The 23,414-nt window shown below is 57.0% G+C and carries 18 protein-coding genes and 1 riboswitch; of the genes, 14 read left to right on the top strand and 4 right to left on the bottom strand.

What is annotated here, in order from left to right; all coding sequences use genetic code 11:
- The first annotated feature begins 298 nt into the window (after window positions 1–298).
- The 8 genes from secE (at window position 299) to rpoC (ending at window position 12,439) form a co-directional block, all read left to right on the top strand.
- On the top strand, window positions 299–682 hold the full coding sequence (gene secE, locus EIEH_RS03750; protein ID WP_015869630.1) for a preprotein translocase subunit SecE: 384 nt from the start codon (window positions 299–301) through the stop codon (window positions 680–682).
- 2 nt (window positions 683–684) lie between these two features.
- Window positions 685–1,230 (top strand): transcription termination/antitermination protein NusG, encoded by a 546-nt coding sequence (gene nusG / locus EIEH_RS03745; RefSeq protein WP_015869631.1) that lies wholly within the window; start codon window positions 685–687, stop codon window positions 1,228–1,230.
- Window positions 1,231–1,393: 163 nt separating this feature from the next.
- A complete protein-coding gene (gene rplK / locus EIEH_RS03740; RefSeq protein WP_015869632.1) occupies window positions 1,394–1,822 on the top strand; it encodes a 50S ribosomal protein L11 in 429 nt (142 codons plus the stop codon).
- 3 nt (window positions 1,823–1,825) lie between these two features.
- Complete coding sequence (gene rplA / locus EIEH_RS03735; RefSeq protein ID WP_012847052.1) at window positions 1,826–2,530, top strand: 50S ribosomal protein L1; 705 nt, start codon at window positions 1,826–1,828, stop codon at window positions 2,528–2,530.
- Between the two features lie 316 nt (window positions 2,531–2,846).
- The gene (rplJ, locus tag EIEH_RS03730) at window positions 2,847–3,344 is read left to right on the top strand and encodes a 50S ribosomal protein L10 (protein WP_005280485.1); all 498 of its coding nucleotides are present in this window, start codon (window positions 2,847–2,849) and stop codon (window positions 3,342–3,344) included.
- Window positions 3,345–3,410: 66 nt separating this feature from the next.
- Window positions 3,411–3,779, top strand: coding sequence for a 50S ribosomal protein L7/L12 (gene rplL, locus EIEH_RS03725; RefSeq protein ID WP_014524156.1), 369 nt, complete (start codon window positions 3,411–3,413; stop codon window positions 3,777–3,779).
- A gap of 331 nt (window positions 3,780–4,110) precedes the next feature.
- Window positions 4,111–8,139: a DNA-directed RNA polymerase subunit beta gene (rpoB, locus tag EIEH_RS03720; protein ID WP_015869633.1), complete on the top strand. Its 4,029-nt coding sequence runs from the start codon at window positions 4,111–4,113 to the stop codon at window positions 8,137–8,139.
- Between the two features lie 79 nt (window positions 8,140–8,218).
- On the top strand, window positions 8,219–12,439 hold the full coding sequence (gene rpoC, locus EIEH_RS03715) for a DNA-directed RNA polymerase subunit beta' (RefSeq protein ID WP_015869634.1): 4,221 nt from the start codon (window positions 8,219–8,221) through the stop codon (window positions 12,437–12,439).
- A gap of 107 nt (window positions 12,440–12,546) precedes the next feature.
- Here the strand turns inward: rpoC and thiE are convergent, their stop codons facing one another.
- Window positions 12,547–13,191 (bottom strand): thiamine phosphate synthase, encoded by a 645-nt coding sequence (gene thiE / locus EIEH_RS03710; protein ID WP_015869635.1) that lies wholly within the window; start codon window positions 13,189–13,191, stop codon window positions 12,547–12,549.
- Window positions 13,191–15,122, bottom strand: coding sequence for a phosphomethylpyrimidine synthase ThiC (thiC, locus tag EIEH_RS03705; protein ID WP_015869636.1), 1,932 nt, complete (start codon window positions 15,120–15,122; stop codon window positions 13,191–13,193). The genes thiE and thiC overlap by 1 nt, the downstream gene beginning before the upstream one ends.
- 111 nt (window positions 15,123–15,233) lie before the next feature.
- Window positions 15,234–15,349: riboswitch (TPP riboswitch) on the bottom strand.
- A gap of 166 nt (window positions 15,350–15,515) precedes the next feature.
- Between thiC and nudC the strand changes: the two genes are divergently transcribed.
- From nudC to EIEH_RS03675, 6 genes are all read left to right on the top strand, one after another.
- Entirely contained in the window at window positions 15,516–16,289 is a 774-nt protein-coding gene (nudC, locus tag EIEH_RS03700) for an NAD(+) diphosphatase (protein ID WP_015869637.1), read from the top strand.
- A gap of 47 nt (window positions 16,290–16,336) precedes the next feature.
- Window positions 16,337–17,401, top strand: a complete 1,065-nt coding sequence (gene hemE / locus EIEH_RS03695) for a uroporphyrinogen decarboxylase (RefSeq protein WP_015869638.1) — start codon at window positions 16,337–16,339, stop codon at window positions 17,399–17,401.
- A 15-nt stretch (window positions 17,402–17,416) separates the two neighbouring features.
- Window positions 17,417–18,103 (top strand): deoxyribonuclease V, encoded by a 687-nt coding sequence (gene nfi, locus EIEH_RS03690; RefSeq protein ID WP_015869639.1) that lies wholly within the window; start codon window positions 17,417–17,419, stop codon window positions 18,101–18,103.
- A 105-nt stretch (window positions 18,104–18,208) separates the two neighbouring features.
- Complete coding sequence (locus EIEH_RS03685) at window positions 18,209–18,799, top strand: YjaG family protein (RefSeq protein WP_015869640.1); 591 nt, start codon at window positions 18,209–18,211, stop codon at window positions 18,797–18,799.
- A gap of 189 nt (window positions 18,800–18,988) precedes the next feature.
- Window positions 18,989–19,261 (top strand): nucleoid-associated protein HU-alpha, encoded by a 273-nt coding sequence (gene hupA / locus EIEH_RS03680; protein WP_015869641.1) that lies wholly within the window; start codon window positions 18,989–18,991, stop codon window positions 19,259–19,261.
- Between the two features lie 43 nt (window positions 19,262–19,304).
- The gene (locus tag EIEH_RS03675; RefSeq protein WP_015869642.1) at window positions 19,305–19,979 is read left to right on the top strand and encodes a DUF1481 domain-containing protein; all 675 of its coding nucleotides are present in this window, start codon (window positions 19,305–19,307) and stop codon (window positions 19,977–19,979) included.
- A gap of 34 nt (window positions 19,980–20,013) precedes the next feature.
- Here EIEH_RS03675 and purD read toward each other — a convergent pair whose 3' ends face one another.
- A complete protein-coding gene (gene purD, locus EIEH_RS03670) occupies window positions 20,014–21,291 on the bottom strand; it encodes a phosphoribosylamine--glycine ligase (protein WP_015869643.1) in 1,278 nt (425 codons plus the stop codon).
- Window positions 21,292–21,332: 41 nt separating this feature from the next.
- A complete protein-coding gene (gene purH / locus EIEH_RS03665) occupies window positions 21,333–22,922 on the bottom strand; it encodes a bifunctional phosphoribosylaminoimidazolecarboxamide formyltransferase/IMP cyclohydrolase (RefSeq protein ID WP_015869644.1) in 1,590 nt (529 codons plus the stop codon).
- Between the last annotated feature and the right edge of the window lie 492 nt (window positions 22,923–23,414).

The following is a 23,414-nucleotide window of genomic DNA, read 5'->3' as shown; positions in this document are numbered from 1 at the left end:
TAAGATTTGACGCAGCACGCGATAAAAGGGCATCATTTGATGCCCTTTTTCTACGCAGTTTGACAAGAACCTATCTCATCAGTGGTTTTTTTCGGCATAATTACTGGTGAGATGGGCTCTGGCGATACGGCGTATGGTGCCGAATCGCGGCGTGCCGCGCCAACACGCGAGCAACGTCGCTTTTTGCAGATATAAATGTGTTATCCACATTGGTATCTCGTAATATTCTCATTCGGTTTGGTTTGCCTCGCGATGCGGGGCAAAGTTGTTCTTCTGGAATCTAGTGACAGGTTGGTTTATGAGTGCGAATACCGATGCTCAAGGGAGCGGGCGTGGCCTGGAAGTCATGAAGTGGCTGGTTGTCGCCGTTCTGCTGATCGTAGCCATCGTCGGTAACTATATTTACCGTGATGTGAGTCTGCCACTGCGTGCTCTGGCCGTTGTGGTTATCATCGCTGCCGCCGGCGGCATCGCCTTGATGACGACGCAGGGTAAAGCGACCGTGGCGTTTGCCCGCGAAGCGCGTACCGAAATGCGTAAAGTGATTTGGCCGACACGCCAGGAAGCGCTGCATACGACTTTGATCGTCGCCGCAGTGACCGCCGTTATGGCACTGATTCTGTGGGGACTGGATGGTGTTCTGGTCCGTCTGGTTTCCTTTATTACTGGCCTGAGGTTCTAAAAATGTCTGAAGCACCGAAGAAGCGTTGGTACGTCGTTCAGGCGTTTTCCGGTTTTGAGGGTCGCGTAGCGCAGTCGCTGCGCGAACATATCAAACTGCACAATATGGAAGAGCTGTTTGGTGAAGTCATGGTGCCGACCGAGGAAGTGGTTGAAATCCGTGGTGGCCAGCGCCGCAAGAGCGAGCGTAAGTTCTTCCCGGGCTATGTCTTGGTGCAAATGGTGATGAACGACGCCAGCTGGCATCTGGTGCGCAGTGTACCGCGTGTGATGGGCTTTATCGGCGGGACGTCCGATCGTCCTGCGCCGATCAGCGACAAAGAAGTCGATGCGATTATGAACCGCCTGCAGCAGATTGGTGATAAACCGCGTCCGAAGACGCTGTTTGAGCCAGGCGAAATGGTTCGCGTCAACGAAGGGCCGTTTGCTGACTTCAACGGCGTGGTCGAAGAGGTGGATTACGAGAAGAGCCGCCTGAAGGTGTCTGTCTCTATCTTTGGCCGTGCTACGCCGGTAGAGCTGGATTTCAGCCAGGTCGAGAAGGCGTAATAAACGTCGTCACGCAGTAAAAGTGCATTGCCATAGGTGCGAAATTGAACTACAATTTCGCGCCTTTTGTATTTATGTGCTGCTGCATTTGGCAGCACATAAAGCGTTTTACCATCACGGGGAGCCTCTTTGAGGCGATATGACCCAATTGAGGAAATTTTAAATGGCCAAGAAAGTCCAAGCCTACGTGAAGCTGCAGGTTGCAGCCGGTATGGCTAACCCGAGCCCGCCAGTCGGTCCGGCTCTGGGTCAGCAGGGTGTTAACATCATGGAATTCTGTAAGGCGTTCAATGCTAAGACTGACAGCATTGAAAAAGGTCTGCCGATTCCGGTTGTTATTACCGTTTACTCTGACCGTTCTTTCACTTTCGTCACCAAGACCCCGCCAGCTGCCGTTCTGCTGAAGAAAGCTGCTGGTGTCAAGTCTGGTTCCGGTAAGCCGAACAAAGACAAGGTCGGTAAAGTGACCCGTGCTCAGGTACGTGAAATCGCAGAAACTAAAGCTGCGGACATGACTGGTGCTGACGTTGAGGCGATGGCTCGCTCAATCGAAGGTACCGCTCGTTCCATGGGCCTGGTAGTGGAGGACTAATAGATGGCTAAGCTGACCAAGCGCATGCGCGTGATCCGTGAGAAAGTTGATGCGACTAAACAGTACGATATCAACGAAGCCGTTGCTCTGTTGCAAGAGCTGGCCACCGCCAAATTCGTTGAAAGCGTAGACGTTGCCGTTAACCTCGGCATCGATGCGCGTAAATCTGACCAGAACGTACGTGGTGCTACTGTCCTGCCGCACGGCACCGGCCGCACCGTACGCGTTGCTGTCTTTACCCAGGGTCCGAACGCTGAAGCGGCTAAAGCTGCTGGCGCTGACCTGGTAGGTATGGAAGACCTGGCCGATCAGATCAAGAAAGGCGAGATGAACTTCGACGTTGTTATTGCTTCCCCGGATGCAATGCGCGTTGTTGGTCAACTGGGCCAGATCCTGGGGCCGCGTGGCCTGATGCCGAACCCGAAAGTGGGTACCGTTACTCCGAACGTAGCCGAAGCGGTTAAGAACGCTAAGGCTGGCCAGGTTCGTTATCGTAACGACAAGAACGGTATCATTCATAGCACCATCGGTAAGGCGAGCTTCTCTGCTGAGCAGTTGAAGGAAAACCTGGAAGCGCTGATGGTTGCCCTGAAGAAGGCGAAGCCGGCAACTGCCAAAGGCGTCTACATCAAAAAAGTTTGCCTGTCCACCACCATGGGCGCTGGCGTAACGATTGATCAGGCTACCCTGAGCGCAGTGGCTAACTAATCCTGCGGGATTAGTATTGCCTTTTCGCTTTACGCGGGCGTCGGTTTTGTCTAAAATCTAACGCCCACGCATTCTCGGAATGTAAAGCGAACGAATTTTCGGTTGGAGTCTGGCCTTTTCCAGACCTCCGTCCAAGACCGCAGGTGTCTCGTAAGAGACTTAATTTCCCTGCGTAGACGGTGACAGAGCCCGAAGAAATCTTTTTAGATGTCTGGATTCTGCTCACCGTGTTTCTATGCTCGCCACGGCCTCGGCCGTAAGCGAGTGAAGTGAGTTCCGGAGTCATTCTCCGGCAAAAATCCAGGAGCACAAGCTAATGGCATTAAATCTTCAAGACAAACAAGCGATTGTTGCTGAAGTCACCGAAGTAGCCAAAGGCGCGCTGTCTGCTGTCGTTGCGGATTCCCGCGGCGTAACCGTAGACAAAATGACCGAACTGCGTAAAGCAGGTCGTGAAGCTGGCGTATACATGCGTGTTGTTCGCAACACCCTGATGCGCCGCGTCGTTGAAGGTTCTCAGTTTGAGTGCCTGAAAGACACGTTTGTTGGTCCGACCCTGATTGCATTCTCTATGGAACACCCGGGCGCTGCCGCTCGTCTGTTCAAGGCTTTTGCCAAAGACAATGCAAAATTTGAGGTCAAAGCTGCAGCCTTTGAAGGTGAGCTGATCCCGGCGGCCCAGATCGACCGTCTGGCAACTCTGCCGACTTACGAAGAAGCAATCGCACGCCTGATGGCGACCATGAAAGAAGCCGCTGCCGGCAAATTGGTCCGTACTCTGGCTGCTCTGCGCGATCAGAAAGAAGCTGCTTAATCGCTGCTTTGCTACTGTCGCACTTGCTAACGTATAAACTATTTCTGATTTTTAGGAACAATTGTCATGTCTATCACTAAAGAGCAAATTCTGGATGCAGTTGCAGAAATGTCCGTAATGGACGTTGTTGAACTGATCTCCATGATGGAAGAAAAATTCGGTGTTTCTGCTGCTGCTGCTGTAGCTGTTGCCGCTGGCGGCGCTGCTGAAGCTGTTGAAGAAAAAACTGAATTCGACGTAGTTCTGACCGCTGCTGGCGGCAACAAAGTTGCTGTTATCAAAGCTGTCCGTGGCGCAACCGGTCTGGGCCTGAAAGAAGCTAAAGACCTGGTAGAATCTGCTCCGGCAGTTCTGAAAGAAGCGATCAGCAAAGACGACGCTGAAGCTCTGAAGAAAACTCTGGAAGAAGCTGGCGCTTCTGTTGAAGTTAAATAAGTTTAACTTCCTGGAGTACAGTCTGTGCTAACAGACTGATGGCTGGTGACTTTTTGGTCACCAGCCTTTTTGCGCTGTAAAGGATGCCGGTGGTGTTTCACACTGTTTAGCCAGCGGTTATCCCCAATACTTGTTTCTATCGACGCCTTAATATACTGCGTCAGGGCCGTGAGTTACGGCGCCTGTGTAAAGCGCAATGAAATGGTTTAAGAGTGATAGAAACAAGTATTGCGAGAGGGGATTCGCCCTTTCGGTCACAAAACGGTGTCGCATGAACTGTCCTATCAGGACGGACAGAATGGGTCGACTATTCAGCGAGCTGAGGAACCCTATGGTTTACTCCTATACCGAGAAAAAACGTATTCGTAAGGACTTTGGTAAGCGTCCCCAAGTGCTGGACGTACCATACCTCCTTTCTATCCAGCTTGACTCGTTCCAGAAGTTTATCGAGCAAGATCCGGAAGGTCAGTACGGTCTGGAAGCGGCTTTCCGCTCCGTATTCCCGATCCAGAGCTACAGCGGCAACTCCGAGCTGCAGTATGTCAGCTATCGCCTAGGTGAGCCGGTATTTGATGTCAAAGAGTGTCAGATCCGCGGCGTAACCTATTCTGCTCCGCTGCGCGTTAAGTTGCGTCTGGTGATCTACGAGCGTGAGGCGCCGGAAGGCACCGTTAAAGACATCAAAGAACAAGAAGTTTACATGGGTGAAATCCCGCTGATGACCGAAAATGGTACTTTCGTCATCAACGGCACCGAGCGTGTTATCGTGTCTCAGCTGCACCGCAGCCCGGGCGTATTTTTCGACAGCGACAAGGGTAAAACCCACTCTTCAGGTAAGGTGCTGTATAACGCACGCATCATTCCTTACCGCGGTTCCTGGCTGGACTTTGAGTTCGACCCGAAAGACAACCTGTTTGTCCGTATTGACCGTCGGCGTAAGCTGCCGGCTACCATCATCCTGCGCGCGCTGGATTTCACTACCGAGCAGATCCTCGATCTGTTCTTCGATAAGGTGATCTTTGAAATCCGCGACAATAAGCTGCAGATGGAGCTGGTGCCGGAGCGTCTGCGCGGTGAGACCGCCTCTTTTGATATCGAGGCCAACGGTAAGGTCTACGTTGAGAAAGGCCGCCGTATTACTGCCCGCCATATCCGTCAGCTGGAAAAAGATGACGTTACGCTGATCGAAGTACCGGTTGAGTATATTGTCGGTAAAGTGGCTGCCAAAGATTACATCGACGAGAGCACCGGTGAGCTGATTTGTGCCGCCAACATGGAGCTGTCGCTGGATCTGCTGGCCAAGCTGAGCCAGTCTGGTTACAAGCGTATCGACACGCTGTTCACCAACGACCTGGATCACGGCCCGTATATGTCCGAGACCCTGCGCGTCGATCCGACCAACGATCGTCTGAGCGCGCTGGTAGAAATCTACCGCATGATGCGCCCGGGCGAGCCGCCAACCCGCGAAGCCGCCGAGAATCTGTTCGAGAACCTGTTCTTCTCCGAGGATCGCTACGATCTCTCTGCGGTTGGCCGCATGAAGTTCAACCGTTCTCTGATGCGCGATGAGATCGAAGGTTCCGGTATCCTGAGCAAAAACGACATCATCGAGGTGATGAAGAAGCTCATTGATATCCGTAACGGTAAAGGCGAAGTCGACGATATCGACCACTTGGGCAACCGTCGTATCCGCTCTGTGGGTGAGATGGCGGAAAACCAATTCCGTGTGGGTCTGGTACGTGTTGAGCGTGCGGTGAAAGAGCGTCTGTCCCTGGGCGATCTGGATATGCTGATGCCGCAGGATATGATCAACGCCAAGCCGATTTCGGCGGCGGTGAAAGAGTTCTTTGGCTCCAGCCAGCTGTCCCAGTTTATGGACCAGAACAACCCGCTGTCCGAGATCACTCACAAGCGTCGTATCTCCGCGTTGGGCCCAGGCGGTCTGACCCGTGAGCGTGCCGGCTTTGAAGTGCGAGACGTACACCCGACCCACTACGGTCGCGTATGTCCTATCGAAACGCCGGAAGGTCCGAACATCGGTCTGATCAACTCCCTGTCTGTGTACGCACAGACCAACGAGTATGGTTTCCTGGAAACTCCGTATCGCCGCGTGCGTGACGGTATCGTGACCGACGAGATCCATTACCTGTCTGCCATCGAAGAAGGCAACTTCGTTATCGCCCAGGCGAACTCCAACCTGGATGATGAAGGCCGCTTTGTAGAAGATCTGGTTACCTGTCGCAGCAAGGGCGAATCCAGCCTGTTCAGCCGTGACCAGGTCGACTACATGGACGTTTCCACCCAGCAGGTGGTTTCCGTCGGTGCGTCCCTGATTCCGTTCCTGGAACACGATGATGCCAACCGTGCCCTGATGGGTGCGAACATGCAGCGTCAGGCCGTGCCGACCCTGCGCGCCGATAAGCCGCTGGTTGGTACCGGTATGGAGCGCGCCGTTGCGGTTGACTCCGGTGTAACCTCCGTTGCCAAGCGCGGCGGTATGGTGCAGTACGTGGATGCGTCCCGTATCGTCATCAAGGTTAACGAAGATGAGATGTTCCCGGGCGAAGCTGGCATCGACATCTACAACCTGACCAAGTACACCCGTTCCAACCAGAACACCTGTATCAGCCAGATGCCGTGTGTCTCGCTGGGTGAGCCGATTGAGCGCGGCGACGTGTTGGCCGACGGCCCGTCCACCGATCTGGGTGAGCTGGCGCTGGGTCAGAACATGCGCGTGGCGTTCATGCCGTGGAACGGCTACAACTTCGAAGACTCCATCTTGGTCTCCGAGCGCGTGGTACAGGAAGATCGCTTTACCTCTATCCATATTCAGGAGCTGGCCTGTGTGTCCCGTGACACCAAGCTGGGGCCGGAAGAGATCACCGCCGATATCCCGAACGTCGGTGAAGCGGCGCTCTCCAAGCTCGATGAATCCGGTATTGTGTATATCGGCGCCGAAGTGAAGGGTGGCGACATCCTGGTCGGTAAGGTAACGCCGAAAGGTGAAACCCAGCTGACGCCGGAAGAGAAGCTGCTGCGCGCCATCTTCGGTGAGAAGGCGTCTGACGTGAAAGACTCTTCTCTGCGTGTGCCGAACAGCGTTTCCGGTACCGTTATCGACGTACAGGTCTTTACCCGCGATGGCGTGGAAAAAGACAAGCGTGCGCTGGAAATCGAAGAGATGCAGCTCAAGCAGGCCAAGAAAGACCTGACCGAAGAGTTGCAGATCCTGGAAGCCGGTCTGTTTGCCCGTATCCACGACGTGCTGGTTGCCGGTGGCGTGGAAGCGGAAAAACTGGAAAAACTGCCGCGTGACCGTTGGCTGGAGCTGGGCCTGGCCGATGAAGCCAAGCAGAACCAGCTGGAGCAGCTGGCCGAGCAGTACGATGAGCTGAAGGCTGAGTTCGAGAAGAAACTGGAAGCCAAGCGTCGTAAGATCACCCAGGGCGACGATCTGGCACCGGGCGTGCTGAAGATCGTTAAGGTGTACCTGGCGGTGAAACGTCAGATCCAGCCGGGCGATAAGATGGCTGGTCGTCACGGTAACAAGGGTGTTATCTCTAAGATCAACCCGATCGAAGATATGCCTTACGATGAGAACGGCACGCCGGTCGATATCGTACTGAACCCGCTGGGCGTACCGTCACGTATGAACATCGGTCAGATCCTGGAAACCCACCTGGGTATGGCGGCGAAAGGCATCGGCGACAAGATCAACGCCATGCTCAAGCAGCAGCAGGAAGTGGCCAAACTGCGTGAGTTCATCCAGAGAGCCTACGATCTGGGTGACAACACCCGTCAGCAGGTGGATCTGAACACCTTTAGCGATGACGAAGTTCTGCGTCTGGCGGAAAACCTGAAGAAGGGTCTGCCGGTTGCAACGCCAGTGTTCGACGGTGCTAAAGAGCGCGAAATCAAGGGCCTGCTGGAGCTGGGTGGTATCCCGACCTCTGGCCAGATCACCCTGTATGATGGCCGCACCGGTGAGCGTTTCGAGCGTCAGGTAACCGTGGGTTACATGTACATGCTGAAACTGAACCACTTGGTCGACGACAAGATGCATGCGCGTTCCACCGGCTCCTACAGCCTGGTTACCCAGCAGCCGCTGGGTGGTAAGGCGCAGTTCGGTGGTCAGCGCTTCGGGGAGATGGAAGTGTGGGCGCTGGAAGCTTACGGCGCCGCCTACACCCTGCAGGAAATGCTCACCGTTAAGTCTGATGACGTGAACGGCCGTACCAAGATGTATAAGAACATCGTGGATGGCAGCCATCAGATGGAACCGGGCATGCCGGAATCCTTCAACGTACTGTTGAAAGAAATCCGCTCGCTGGGCATCAACATCGAGCTGGAAGACGAGTAAGCACTCGAATCCGTACCGATCACAGGGCGCCCGTTACGGCGGGCGCCTTAAGAGTTCTCACTCCGACGGGAGCTAATCCGTGAAAGACTTACTGAAGTTTCTGAAAGCGCAAACTAAGACCGAAGAGTTTGACGCGATCAAAATTGCGCTGGCTTCGCCAGACATGATCCGTTCCTGGTCTTTCGGCGAAGTTAAGAAGCCGGAAACCATCAACTACCGTACGTTCAAGCCGGAACGTGACGGTCTTTTCTGCGCCCGTATTTTTGGGCCGGTGAAAGATTACGAGTGCCTGTGCGGTAAGTACAAGCGCTTGAAACACCGTGGCGTCATCTGTGAAAAATGTGGCGTTGAAGTGACCCAGACCAAGGTGCGCCGTGAGCGCATGGGTCACATCGAACTGGCCTCACCGACCGCGCACATCTGGTTCCTGAAGTCCCTGCCGTCCCGTATCGGTCTGTTACTGGACATGCCGCTGCGTGACATCGAACGCGTACTGTACTTCGAATCTTATGTCGTCGTCGAAGGCGGGATGACCAACCTGGAGCGTCGTCAGATCCTGACTGAAGAGCAGTATCTGGACGCACTGGAAGAGTTCGGTGACGAATTCGACGCCAAGATGGGCGCCGAGGCGATCCAGGCTCTGCTGAAAGGGATGGATCTGGAAGCCGAGTGCGAGCAGCTGCGTGAAGAGCTGGGTGAGACCAACTCCGAGACCAAGCGTAAGAAGCTGACCAAGCGCATCAAGCTGCTGGAAGCGTTCATTCTGTCTGGCAACAAGCCGGAGTGGATGATCCTGACCGTGCTGCCGGTATTGCCGCCGGATCTGCGTCCGCTGGTTCCGCTGGACGGCGGTCGTTTCGCGACCTCCGATCTGAACGATCTGTACCGTCGGGTGATCAACCGTAACAACCGTCTGAAGCGTCTGCTGGATCTGGCTGCGCCGGATATCATCGTACGTAACGAAAAGCGTATGTTGCAGGAAGCGGTCGATGCGCTGTTAGATAACGGCCGTCGCGGTCGTGCCATCACGGGCTCCAACAAGCGTCCGCTGAAGTCTCTGGCCGACATGATCAAGGGTAAGCAGGGTCGCTTCCGTCAGAACCTGCTGGGTAAACGCGTCGACTATTCCGGTCGTTCCGTTATCACCGTAGGTCCATACCTGCGCCTGCATCAGTGCGGTCTGCCGAAGAAGATGGCACTGGAGCTGTTCAAGCCGTTCATCTATGGCAAGCTGGAGCTGCGTGGTCTTGCTACCACCATCAAAGCGGCCAAGAAGATGGTCGAGCGTGAAGAAGCCGTGGTGTGGGATATCCTCGATGAGGTGATCCGCGAGCATCCGGTGATGCTGAACCGTGCGCCGACCCTGCACCGTCTGGGTATCCAGGCGTTCGAACCGCTGCTGATCGAAGGTAAGGCCATTCAGCTGCACCCGCTGGTGTGTGCGGCATACAACGCCGACTTCGATGGTGACCAGATGGCGGTACACGTACCGTTGACGCTGGAAGCCCAGCTGGAAGCGCGTGCGCTGATGATGTCCACCAACAACATCCTCTCCCCGGCGAATGGCGATCCGATCATCGTTCCGTCTCAGGACGTAGTATTGGGTCTGTACTACATGACCCGTGACTGCGTGAACGCCAAAGGCGAAGGCATGGTGTTGAGCGGCCCGAAAGAGGCCGAGCGTATTTATCGCGCCGGTCTGGCGTCGCTGCATGCCCGCGTTAAAGTGCGTATCACCCAGTACAGCAAAAGTGCCGATGGCGAGATGGTTCCGAACACCGGACTTATCGACACCACCGTTGGCCGCGCCATCCTGTGGATGATCGTACCGAAAGGTCTGCCGTACTCTATCGTTAACCAGCCGCTGGGCAAGAAAGCCATCTCCAAGATGCTGAACGCCTGCTACCGCGCGCTGGGTCTGAAGCCGACCGTTATCTTCGCTGACCAGATCATGTATACCGGTTTCGCCTATGCGGCGCGCTCCGGTGCGTCTGTCGGCATCGACGACATGGTGATCCCGGAGAAGAAAGCGGGGATTATCGCCGAGGCCGAAGCCGAAGTGGCCGAGATCCAGGAGCAGTTCCAGTCTGGTCTGGTGACCGCCGGCGAACGTTATAACAAGGTCATCGATATCTGGGCCGCCGCGAACGAGCGCGTGGCCAAGGCGATGATGGAAAACCTGTCTAGCGAAACCGTTATCAACCGCGATGGCGAAGAAGAGCGTCAGGTCTCCTTTAACAGCATCTTTATGATGGCCGACTCCGGTGCGCGTGGTTCTGCCGCCCAGATCCGTCAGCTGGCCGGTATGCGTGGCCTGATGGCGAAGCCGGATGGTTCCATCATCGAAACACCGATCACCGCAAACTTCCGTGAGGGTCTGAACGTACTGCAGTACTTCATCTCAACTCACGGTGCGCGTAAAGGTCTGGCGGATACCGCACTGAAGACGGCGAACTCCGGTTACCTGACCCGTCGTCTGGTCGACGTGGCCCAGGACCTGGTGGTTATCGAGGACGATTGTGGTACCCACAACGGCATCGTGATGACCCCGGTTATCGAAGGTGGCGACGTTAAAGAGCCGCTGCGTGACCGCGTTCTGGGTCGAGTGACGGCAGAAGAAGTGCTGAAGCCGGGTACGGCGGACATTCTGGTGCCGCGTAACACCCTGCTGAACGAAAAATGGTGTGACCTGCTGGAAGAGCACTCTGTCGACAGCGTGAAAGTACGCTCCGTCGTAAGCTGTGAAACTGACTTCGGCGTGTGCGCCCACTGCTACGGTCGCGATCTGGCCCGTGGTCACCTGGTGAACAAAGGCGAAGCCATCGGCGTTATCGCGGCACAGTCCATCGGTGAACCGGGTACCCAGCTGACCATGCGTACCTTCCACATCGGTGGTGCGGCATCGCGTGCGGCGGCGGAGTCCAGCATCCAGGTGAAGAACAAGGGTAACCTGAAGCTGAGCAACGCCAAGTTCGTGGTGAACTCTGACGGTAAGCTGGTTATCACCTCACGTAATACCGAGCTGAAGCTGATCGACGAATTCGGTCGTACCAAGGAAAGCTACAAAGTGCCTTACGGTGCCACGCTGGCCAAGGGTGACAGTGCCGAGGTGAACGGCGGTGAGACAGTGGCTAACTGGGATCCGCATACCATGCCGGTTATCACTGAGGTTAGCGGCTTCATCCGCTTCGCCGATATGATCGACGGCCAGACGGTAACCCGTCAGACCGACGAGTTGACCGGTCTCTCCTCTCAGGTGGTTCTGGATTCTGCAGAGCGTACCGGCAGCGGTAAAGATCTGCGTCCGGCGCTGAAGATCGTTGACGCCAACGGTGATGACGTGCTGCTGCCGGGTACCGATATGCCGGCCCAGTACTTCCTGCCGGGTAAGGCGATCGTGCAGCTGGAGGATGGCATTGCCATCAGCGCCGGTGATACCCTGGCGCGTATTCCGCAGGAATCTGGCGGTACCAAGGATATCACCGGTGGTCTGCCGCGCGTTGCCGACCTGTTCGAAGCCCGTCGTCCGAAAGAGCCGGCAATCCTGGCTGAGATCAGCGGTGTGGTTTCCTTCGGTAAAGAGACCAAGGGCAAGCGTCGATTGGTGATTACGCCACTGGATGGCAGCGATACCTACGAAGAGATGATTCCGAAGTGGCGTCAGCTCAACGTGTTTGAAGGTGAACGCGTTGAACGCGGCGACGTGATCTCCGATGGTCCGGAGTCTCCACACGACATCCTGCGTCTGCGCGGTGTGAACGCGGTAACCCGCTATATCGTTAACGAAGTCCAGGACGTATACCGTCTGCAGGGCGTTAAAATTAACGATAAGCATATCGAGGTTATCGTGCGTCAGATGCTGCGTAAGGCGACCATCGCTAATGCCGGAAGCTCTGAGTTCCTGGAAGGCGAGCAGGTGGAAGTGTCCCGCGTCAAGATTGCCAATCGCCTGTTGGAGTCTGATGGCAAGATTGCTGCGACCTATATGCGCGATCTGCTGGGTATCACCAAAGCGTCTCTGGCGACCGAGTCCTTCATCTCTGCGGCCTCCTTCCAGGAGACTACCCGCGTGCTGACTGAAGCGGCCGTTGCCGGTAAGCGTGATGAGCTGCGTGGCCTGAAAGAGAACGTCATCGTTGGTCGTCTGATCCCGGCGGGTACCGGCTATGCCTACCACCAGGATCGCATGCGTCGTCGATCTACCGATACGTCTAGCGCACCGCAGGTGAGCGCGGAAGAAGCCAGCGCTAACCTGGCCGAGCTGCTGAACGCAGGTCTGCTGGGTGGCAATGACGAATAACGTGTCTGTGTGACAGCATGAAAACCGCTCTTCGGAGCGGTTTTTTTTTGCCTCTTGTCCCCCTCCGCCTGGCGGGGGTTATGTTTTACCGGTGAGGCTGTGGAATGTTAGACGTCATTTGCACGCCGTCCCTCTATCAGCTGCAGCAGAGTATCGGTCGCCGCCAGCCAGTCCGGCGCCCGGGTAATCGCGCTGACTAGCGCGATACTGCCGACGCCACAGGCCAGGACGTCCGGGACGCGGGCAATGCTGATCCCACCGATGGCGACGCTGGGGTAGGTGTCCAGCCGCGTCATCTGGCGCCGCAGATCGCTCAGCCCCTGCGGTGCCGTATCCATCAGCTTGCTGTCGGTGGGAAAAACGTGACCGAGTGCAACGTAGGAAGGCCCTTCTGCGAGCGCGCGATCCATTTCGGCATCGTCGTGCGTGGAGAGGCCCAGGCGCAGTCCGGCACGGCGAATGGCAGCCAGATCGGCCTGATCAAGATCCTCCTGGCCCAGGTGTACGCCGTAGGCACCGAGACGGATGGCTGGGCGCCAGTAGTCATTGATAAATAGCCGAGCCTGATAGTGGCGTCCCAGGGCAATGGCCTGGGCAATCTCATCGCCGATCTGATCCTCCCGACAATCCTTGATGCGCAGCTGCAGGGTGCGTACTCCGGCGCGCAGAAGACGCTCAATCCATTCAACGCTGTCGACGATCGGATACAGTCCCAGGCGCATTGGAACCGGAGCAAAAACAGGCTGGGCCATTACGGCTCCTTATGCAGCGGTGCGTTGTCGGCGATATTCGTCAGATAGATGTCACCTCCCTGCTCCCGGAACTGCTGCGCCATTTGCGCCATGCCAGGTTCGGCCTCCTGCTGGCGTGCAGCATGCTCGCGTACCTCGCGAGAGATCTTCATAGAACAGAATTTTGGCCCACACATCGAGCAGAAGTGGGCTAGCTTACCGGATGCCTGCGGCAGGGTGGCATCGTGATAAGCGCGTGCCGTCACCGGATCGAGCGCCAGATTGAACTGATCCTCCCAGCGGAATTCGAAGCGGGCCTTGGACATGGCGTTATCGCGAATTTGTGCGCCGGGATGCCCCTTGGCCAGATCGGCGGCGTGAGCTGCGATCTTATAGGTGATGAGCCCCTGCTTGACGTCATCCTTATCGGGCAGCCCCAGATGCTCCTTGGGCGTGACATAGCACAGTAACGCGCAGCCAAACCAACCGATCATGGCGGCGCCGATGCCAGAGGTGAAATGGTCGTAGCCTGGCGCGATGTCGGTCGTTAACGGCCCCAGGGTATAGAAGGGGGCTTCGTGGCAGTGATTGAGCTCTTCCTCCATATTCCGCTGGATCATGTGCATAGGGACGTGGCCCGGGCCTTCGATCATCACCTGCACATCGTATTCCCAGGCGATCTGGGTCAGCTCGCCGAGGGTATGCAGCTCGGCGAACTGTGCCTGATCGTTGGCATCCTGGATCGATCCGGGACGCAGGCCGTCGCCGAGTGAAAGCGCGATGTCATAGGCGCTACAGATCTCGCAGATCTCGCGGAAGTGAGTATAGAGGAAGTTCTCCTGGTGGTGTGACAGACACCACTTGGCCATGATAGCGCCGCCGCGCGATACGATGCCGGTCAGGCGCTCGGCGGTCATCGGGATGAAGCGTAGCAGCAGACCCGCGTGCAGGGTGAAATAGTCCACGCCTTGCTCCGCCTGTTCTAACAGTGTATCCCGGACCAGCGGCCAGTCGAGATTCTCGGCGATACCGTTGACCTTCTCCAGCGCCTGATAGATGGGGACGGTACCGATGGGTACCGGGCTGTTGCGGAGGATCCACTCACGTGTCTCGTGAATGTAGCGACCGGTAGAGAGATCCATCACGGTATCGGCGCCCCAGCGGGTGGCCCACACTAGCTTTTCGACCTCTTCCTCTATAGAGGAGGTGACAGATGAGCTGCCGATGTTCGCGTTGACCTTTACCAGAAAGTTACGCCCGATAATCATTGGCTCTGACTCAGGGTGGTTAATATTGGCTGGAATGATGGCGCGCCCGGCGGCGACTTCGTCTCGGACGAACGCCGGCGTGATATTGTCCGGAAGGTGGGCACCGAAGGCGATCCCCGGGTGCTGCTGACGTAAAATGGCACTGCGAATACGTTCGCGTCCCATATTTTCGCGCAGCGCGATAAACTCCATTTCCGGGGTGATGATACCCTGTCTGGCATAGTGCAGCTGTGTGACCCGGTGTCCCGGCCGCGCGCGCCGTGCGGGAGAGCGCAGTTCAAAACGCAGCGTCTCCAGATCCTGATCGGCTTGGCGGCGGCGGGTATAGTCTGAGCTGCGCCCCGGCAGGATTTCGCTGTCGTTGCGCTCGGCGATCCAGGCGCAGCGTATGCCCGGCAGCCCGCGGCGCAGATCGATCTCCGCCTGCTGATCGCCATAGGCGCCGGAGGTGTCGTACACGGCAATCGCCTCATTATCACGCCACTGCGGCTGCTCTGGCGTTCCACCGATCAAGGTTGGACTCAGCGTAATTTCACGCAGGGGGACGCGGATATCCGCTCGCGATCCTTGCAGGTAGATGCGCTGGGAGCTGGGAAAGGCTTGCGCCTGGAGATTGTCGATAAAGGCCTGGGCCTGGGCCCGGCGCTGGCGACGCGGCGCGTCGCTGTGAGTTAGGGTAGACATAGCAAATTCCTGCCATCAACGGTGTTACAGGGGAAAAATTGCTTGTCTGGAGCTCGGAGAGGAGTAATGAATAGTGATGAACGTTGCAAAAGGGCTTGAGCCCGGTTCAGCGTGATAATTACTCTTGTTCCCTTCGTGGGTATTAGCCCAATCAGGTTCCGCGGATCCCGAATCAACGGTCTCAGCCCGTGATACAGTGTATCAGCTAGGCACTCCGACAAGATAGCACAACGCAGGTGGAGCCTGCGATGCAAGAGCCAGTGTAAGGAGCGGCCTACGAAACTGCAAGCATTGTTAATAATATGTTTAGTAATGACGTAGACTTGATGTGGCGTTGCCTGCGCGGGGGAAGCCAGGCATGCTCATCGAGCGTAAGAGGTGTATACGGTGACAATGGCACAGCAATTGAGTGAAAGTGATAGCGGCTGGTGGGTGGTCAGCGATCGGGGGCGTATTTGGCTGCCAGAGGGCGAACTGCCCTACGGTAGCGCTGCGCAGTGGCATTTGGTCGGCAAGATGGCATATCGCATTGGCGAGTGGCAAGGCATGCCGGTATGGCTGCTGTGTCTGACGTACCCGCAGGACATGGCGTCAGTGCGTCAGCTGATCGATGCCGATCGCGGCCTGTTTCAACTGGCCGGACGCGGCGTACAGCTGGCGGAGTTTTTCCAGTCCCATCGTTTCTGCGGCTACTGCGGACACCCGATGCATGCGGGCCAGCAGGAGTGGGTTCGCCTCTGTGCCCATTGCCAGCAGCGCTATTACCCACAGATCGCACCCTGCATCATCGTTGCCATTCGCCGTGATGACCATATTCTGCTGGCGCGGCATAATCGCCATCGTAACGGAATCTATACCGTATTGGCCGGCTTTGTCGAAGTGGGAGAGACCTTGGAGCAGGCTGCGGCACGGGAGATTTTTGAGGAGAGCCGACTACAGGTGAAGAATCTGCGCTATGTGACCTCGCAGCCGTGGCCGTTTCCCCATTCGCTGATGATGGCTTTTCTGGCTGACTATGCTGCCGGTGATCTGTGTCACGATCCCAAAGAGCTGCAGGAGGCCGATTGGTATCGCTATGATCGTTTGCCACAGTTACCTCCGGTCGGTACCGTGGCCCGTCGCCTGATCGAGGACACCGTCGCGCTGTGCCGGGTGCAGCATGAATAAGCAGACCACATGCTACAATGCCATCAAATAATAATGGGAGCCGAAGGATGACCGAACTGAAAAACGATCGCTACCTGCGTGCGCTGCTGCGCCAGCCGGTTGATGTGACCCCGGTATGGATGATGCGCCAGGCGGGGCGCTATCTGCCGGAGTACAACGCCACCCGCGCGCAGGCCGGTAATTTTATCGCCCTGTGCAAAAATGCCGAGCTGGCCTGCGAGGTAACGCTGCAGCCGCTGCGTCGTTTCCCACTGGATGCGGCTATCCTGTTTTCTGACATACTGACCGTGCCGGATGCCATGGGGCTGGGTCTCTACTTCGAGACCGGCGAGGGGCCGCGCTTTACCCATTCTGTGACCTGCCACGCTGATATCCAACGGCTCCCGATCCCCGATCCTGAACAGGAGCTGGGCTATGTCATGGACGCGGTGCGTACCATTCGTCGCAGTCTGCGCGGCGACGTACCGTTAATCGGTTTCTCCGGCAGCCCCTGGACGCTGGCGACCTATATGGTAGAGGGCGGCAGCAGCAAGGCCTTTACTAAAATCAAGAAGGTGATGTTCTCTGATCCGGCGGCGCTGCATCTGCTGCTGGATAAGCTGGCGCAAAGCGTCATTCTGTATCTGAATGCGCAGATCCGCGCCGGGGCGCAGGCGGTGATGATTTTTGATACCTGGGGGGGCGTGCTGACCGGACGTGACTATCGCGAGTTCTCTTTGCGCTATATGCACCAGATCGTCGATGGCCTACAGCGTGAGAGCGAAGGCCGCCGGGTACCTGTGACCCTGTTCACCAAGGGCGGTGGTCAGTGGCTGGAGGCGATGGCTGATACGGGCTGCGATGCTCTGGGACTGGACTGGACCTGCGACATTGCGGATGCCCGCCGTCGGGTTGGCGGTCGGGTGGCGCTGCAGGGCAATATGGATCCCTCACTGCTGTATGCGCCGCCGGCGCGTATTGAGCAAGAGGTTGAGACGATCCTGGCCGGTTTCGGTCAGGGCGAGGGGCACATATGCAATTTGGGACACGGTATCCACCCGGATGTCCCTCCTAAACACGCCGGCGTGTTTGTCGATGCGGTGCACCGGCTGTCGGTACCTTATCATCGCTAACGGGATAATTAACTGATGGATTTGCCGGCGTTACGTAGTGAGCAGCGGGCCCGGGCTGTACAGGTGGAGCAGGTAGATCGCTGGGAGACCCCGGCATTTATCGCCGGCGCCGACGTTGGGTTTGAGCAGGATGGCCTGGTAACCCGTGCCGCGCTGGCCGTACTGCGTTATCCCGAGCTGACGCTGGTGGAGTATCAGGTTGCCCGTATTGAGACCCAGATGCCCTATATTCCCGGTTTTCTCTCGTTTCGTGAGTACCCGGCCCTGCTGCAGGCGTGGGGGCTGCTGCAGCATCGTCCCCAGCTGGTGATGGTGGACGGTCATGGGATCGCCCATCCGCGCCGCCTTGGGATCGCCAGCCATTTTGGTCTGCTGGCCGATGTACCCACCATCGGAATTGCTAAACGGCGTTTGTGCGGACAGTCGGCGCCGCTGGATGAGACGCCGGGGTCGGCGGTGGCGCTCATGGATGGGACCGAGCAGCTTGGTTGGGTGCTGCGTAGCAAGGCTCGCTGTCATCCGTTGTTCATCTCCGGTGGTCATCGCGTGAGTACGGACAGCGCGCTGACGTGGGTACAGCGTTGTCTGCGCGGATACCGTTTACCTGAGCCGACCCGCTGGGCTGATGCCATCGCCTCGCGACGTCCGGCTTTTCTACGCTGGCAAGCCGCACAGCCGCGATCGGCGATTGCGCTGGAATAAATGTAAACGGACGATGGATAAAGATTCCTATAATCAGGTGCAGCCGTAGGGTTTTTCCCACAATTCGGTTAGACTGCGCCGCAGATAATCGAGAGAGACTTCAGCATGCTGCGTAATCCCATTCATAAACGTCTGGAAAAGTTGGAAAGCTGGCAACAGCTAACCTTTATGGCTTGTCTTACTGAGCGGATGTACCCCAACTACCAGGCTTTTTGCCAGCAGAGCGCCTTTGGCGAGGCGGCGGTGTATCGCCGCATTCTGGATCTGGTCTGGGAGCTTCTGACGGTTAAAGACGTCAAAATTAACTTCGACAGTCAGCTGGAAAAGCTAGAGGCGGCGATCCCCGATGCCGATACCTACGATATGTATGGTGTCTACCCGGCGATCGATGCCTGTGTTGCGCTGAGCGAGATCCTGCACGCGCAGTTGGGCGGTGAGATGCTGGCGCATGCCATTGCCGTGAGTGAAACCTCTCTGCATACGGTGGGCATGCTGGAAATGACGCAGTCAGGGTGGGAAATGAGCGATGACGAACTGAAGACATTACCGGCGATCCAGGACGAATTAGATATTCAGTGGGAGATTTATCGCCTGCTGAGTGAAGCGGAAGAGCGCGATCTGGAACTGATAAAAGGGCTGCGCGCAGACCTGCGTGAGGCTGGCGTGAGCAATATTGGTATTGAATTAGCACAATAAGACGGCAAAACGTGATTTAACACCTGATTTGTCGCCCTATAAGACTTCACATTCGCCCCCAGCTTGTTCTACATTTGGGGGGCGTAAAAGAAGTGGCTATCGGTGCGTGTATGCAGGAGAGTGCTGTCAATTGGCATATCCGTCGCACTCGATGCTTTGCAAACGATAAACACACTGTAAGGATAACTTATGAATAAGACTCAGCTGATTGATGTAATTGCAGACAAGGCCGATCTGTCCAAGGCTCAGGCGAAGGCCGCCCTGGAGTCTACCCTGGCTGCCATTACTGAGTCTCTGAAAGCAGGCGATGCTGTACAATTGGTTGGTTTTGGTACTTTTAAAGTGAATCATCGTAACGAGCGCACTGGTCGTAACCCACAGACCGGCAAAGAGATCAAAATTGCTGCCGCCAACGTACCGGCATTCGTTTCTGGCAAGGCATTGAAAGACGCGGTGAAGTAATAAGCCACGCGTGGTAAGCGCAGGATATGTAGTTGAGGGGGCGATGACGCCCCTTTTGTCTATGTGCCACCGGGTACGTGGGCTGCTGCCGGTCGCACTGCTGCTGACCGGCTGCCATTCTGCTGTGCCGGTGGCGCCGTTTACTGCGACGGGATATATCGCGGATGGCGGGATCGTTCGACTCTGGCGCCTAGAGGGAGCGGGGCATCAGCCTCAGGCGATGATGCGGGTATTCACCCCGCTGGATGGCACCGAGACACAGATCGATCGCTATACCTACCGCGCCGGATATCTGTACCAGATCCTGCAGCAGACGGGACAGGGTAATGATGATGTGCTGCAGCTGCGCTTCGATATGCAGGGCGCGCTAAGCTATATGCAGCGTCTGCGCAACGGGAGCAAGGAGATGCCGGGGAGCGACGAGGTCGCCAAAGCCCAGTATCAGGCCCGCCATGCGCAGGAGATGGCGGCGACGCTGGTGGCCGGTGGGGTAAATCTCATCCAGGGGCGTTGGCAGGGGGGAATATTTACTCGCTGCGATGGTCAGGTCTCGCCGCTGCCGCTCTCCGGCTGGCAGGCGGCACAGCTGGCGCGGCGAGAGGCCAATAGCCGTGGCCCGCTATGGGTGGCCTGGCTGTCGGCTCCGGAGGGCGCACAGCTACTGCAGGTCGCCAATCATAATATCTGCGCTTGGGCACCGACGGAAAAAACAGTGTAAAAGCCGACTTAGCGCCGGCTTGATAGTCTGAGCGCTAGCGCTGTAGCGCCCGGTAGCCGATATCGCGGCGGCAGAATCCGCCCTCCCAGCTCAACCCATCAGCCAGACGGTAGGCATTGCGCTGCGCTTCGGCAATGTCCTCGCCCAGCGCTGTCGCGCACAGCACCCGTCCACCGCAGGTTTCGACCTCGCCCTGTGCATTCAGCCGGGTTCCGGCGTGAAACACCTTGGCCTGCGCGCAGCCAGGGGTGAGACCGTGAATGAGGTCGCCCTGACGATAGTCGCCTGGGTATCCGCCCGCGGCTAATACGACGCCCAGTGCGGGGCGTGGATCCCATACCGATGACTGGCGATCCAGGGTGCCATTGGCACCGGCCAGGCACAGCGCGACCAGATCGGACTGCATGCGCATCATGATGGGCTGAGTCTCCGGATCGCCAAAGCGACAGTTAAACTCAATGACCTTTGGCTCGCCGTCGGCAGAGATCATCAGGCCGGCATACAGGAAACCGGTATAGGGGGCGCCCTCCTGCGCCATACCGCGTACGGTTGGCCAAATCACCTGCTCCATGACCCGCTGATGCACCGCATCGCTGACCACCGGCGCCGGCGAATAGGCTCCCATACCGCCGGTATTGGGGCCGCTGTCACCATCGCCAACCCGCTTATGATCCTGGCTGGTGGCCATCGGCAGCACGTGTTCGCCGTCGACCATCACGATAAAGCTGGCCTCTTCTCCTTCCAGAAACGCCTCGACGACAATGCGGTGCCCTGCATCGCCAAAGGCGTTACCGGCCAGCATATCGTGGACGGCGGCCTCGGCCTCTTCCAGCGTCATCGCGACGATCACCCCTTTACCTGCGGCCAGTCCATCGGCCTTGATCACGATCGGCACGCCCTGTTCACGCACGTAGGCCAGCGCCGGCTCGATCTCGGTAAAATTACGGTAGGCGGCGGTAGGGATGCGCTGACGCACCAGGAAGTCTTTGCTGAACGCTTTGGAGCCTTCGAGGCGGGCGGCGCTTTGGCTCGGGCCGAAGATAGTCAGCCCCGCCGCGCGGAAGGCGTCGACCACCCCGAGCACCAGCGGCGCCTCTGGGCCGACGATAGTGAGCCCGACCTGATGGTGCAAAGCAAACGCAACCAACGCATCGATATCGGTCGCAGGGATATTGATGTTCTCCAGCGCAGGCTCCTGCGCAGTGCCGGCGTTGCCCGGCGCGACAAATACGCGTTCGGCCAGCGGAGACTGGGCCGCTTTCCAAGCCAGGGCATGTTCACGCCCACCGCTGCCGATAATCAAAATATTCATGATGGTCACCTGTGAGCCGCGGGAGGCCCGCGGCGATTAGCTTAGTGGCGGAAGTGGCGCATGCCGGTAAAGATCATGGCGATGTCGTGTTCGTTAGCGGCGGCAATGACCTCGTCATCGCGGATAGAGCCCCCCGGCTGGATGACGCAGCGGATCCCGACGGCGGCGGCGGCATCGATACCGTCACGGAATGGGAAGAAGGCATCGGATGCCATCACGGATCCGGCGATCTGTAGACCCTCGTCCGCGGCTTTGATACCGGCAATTTTGGCTGAATAGACCCGGCTCATCTGTCCGGCCCCGATGCCAACGGTCATGTTATCCCGTGCATAGACGATGGCGTTGGACTTAACAAACTTGGCGACTTTCCAGCAGAACAAGGCATCGCGCAGCTCCTGCTCGCTGGGCTGGCGTTCGGTGACCACGCGCAGATCGGCGGCATCCACCATGTCCAGATCGCGATCCTGCACCAATAGCCCCCCATTGACCCGTTTAAAGTCCAGGCCGGGGACGCGGACATCCCACTCATCACAGGCCAGAACGCGCACGTTTTGCTTGGCGCTGAGGAGATCCAGGGCATCCTCAGTCACATGGGGCGCGATGATGACCTCAACGAACTGGCGCGTGATGATAGCCTGAGCGGTCTTGGCATCCAACGTGCGGTTAAAGGCGATGATGCCGCCAAAGGCGGAGGTGGGATCGGTCTGGTAGGCACGCTCATAGGCATCGAACAGATCGTCGCCGAGCGCAACGCCGCAGGGGTTGGCATGTTTGACGATGACGCAGGCCGGCTCGGTAAAGCTTTTGACGCACTCCAGCGCGGCGTCGGTATCGGCGATGTTATTGTAGGACAGCGCCTTCCCTTGAAGCTGCTGGGCAGTAGCGATGCAGGCTTCAACCTGTGGCTCCTCAATATAAAAGGCGGCCTGCTGGTGGCCGTTTTCGCCGTAGCGCATATCCTGTTTTTTTACTAGATTAAGGTTTAGCGTCCGCGGGAAGCGGCCGCTTGGACTATGGATATCGCCGTGGTAGGGGGCGACCAGCGAACCAAAGTAGTTGGCGATCATACTGTCGTAGGCGGCTGTATGCTCAAAGGCCTTAATGGCTAGGTCGAAGCGGGTGGCCTGCGTCAGGGCTCCGTGGTGGGCATCCATTTCGGCAATAATGTTCTCAAAGTCACCGTTGTTAACCACGATAGCCACATCGTTATGGTTCTTCGCCGCGGAGCGCACCATGGTCGGCCCGCCGATATCGATATTCTCCACCGCGTCCTCCTGCGAACAGTCGGGACGCGCAACGGTTTGAGCAAAGGGATAGAGATTGACGACGACCATATCGATGGGCTGAATACCATGCTGCTGCATAACGGCTGCGTCGCGATCGCGACGTCCGAGGATCCCACCGTGAACCTTGGGATGCAGGGTCTTGACACGTCCATCCATCATCTCAGGAAAGCCCGTGTAGTCGGAAACCTCGGTAACCGGCAGGCCGGCCTGTGACAGGAGGCGGGCGGTACCGCCGGTGGAGAGCAGTTCAACGCCGCGTAGATGTAAGGCCTGGGCGAATTCGACGATACCGGATTTATCGGAGACACTCAGCAGTGCGCGGCGAACAGGACGACTGTGTTGCATGGTGGTTATATCCCTCGGCAATGGATCGCAGTAAATCCTACTTATATATACCCATTAGAATTTGCTGCGAATGAAGCGGAATGTTGATGCGCGATGATTTTAACGAAAACGTTTGCGTAAAGCTCGACAAATTTTTGCCAGCGCCACCTTTGTGGATAACTCTGTGTGTAATGAGGTATAAGTAGTTCAATTGCTGTGTAATGCGCCATTCGGTTCATTTGGGGCAAAATAGCGGTTGCGCCCGGTAAAACAGGCCCTATAATGCGCCTCCATCGACACGGCACATGTGAACAACATCACAGGATGAGCCGGGGAGAGTGAGAGAGAAACGGTAAATTAAACGTTGACACTCACTGAGGAAAGCGTAATATACGCCACCTCGACTTGGTAAGGATAACTTGCTAAGTCACTGCTCTTTAACAAATTATCAGACAATCTGTGTGGGCACTCGCAAGATTCGTATTAAGCATTCCTTGGAATGCCAAAATATTT

Source organism: Edwardsiella ictaluri ATCC 33202 (assembly GCF_000264785.1).
GTDB classification, from domain to species: Bacteria; Pseudomonadota; Gammaproteobacteria; order Enterobacterales; family Enterobacteriaceae; genus Edwardsiella; species Edwardsiella ictaluri.
This window is presented reverse-complemented; position numbering and strand designations above follow the sequence as displayed.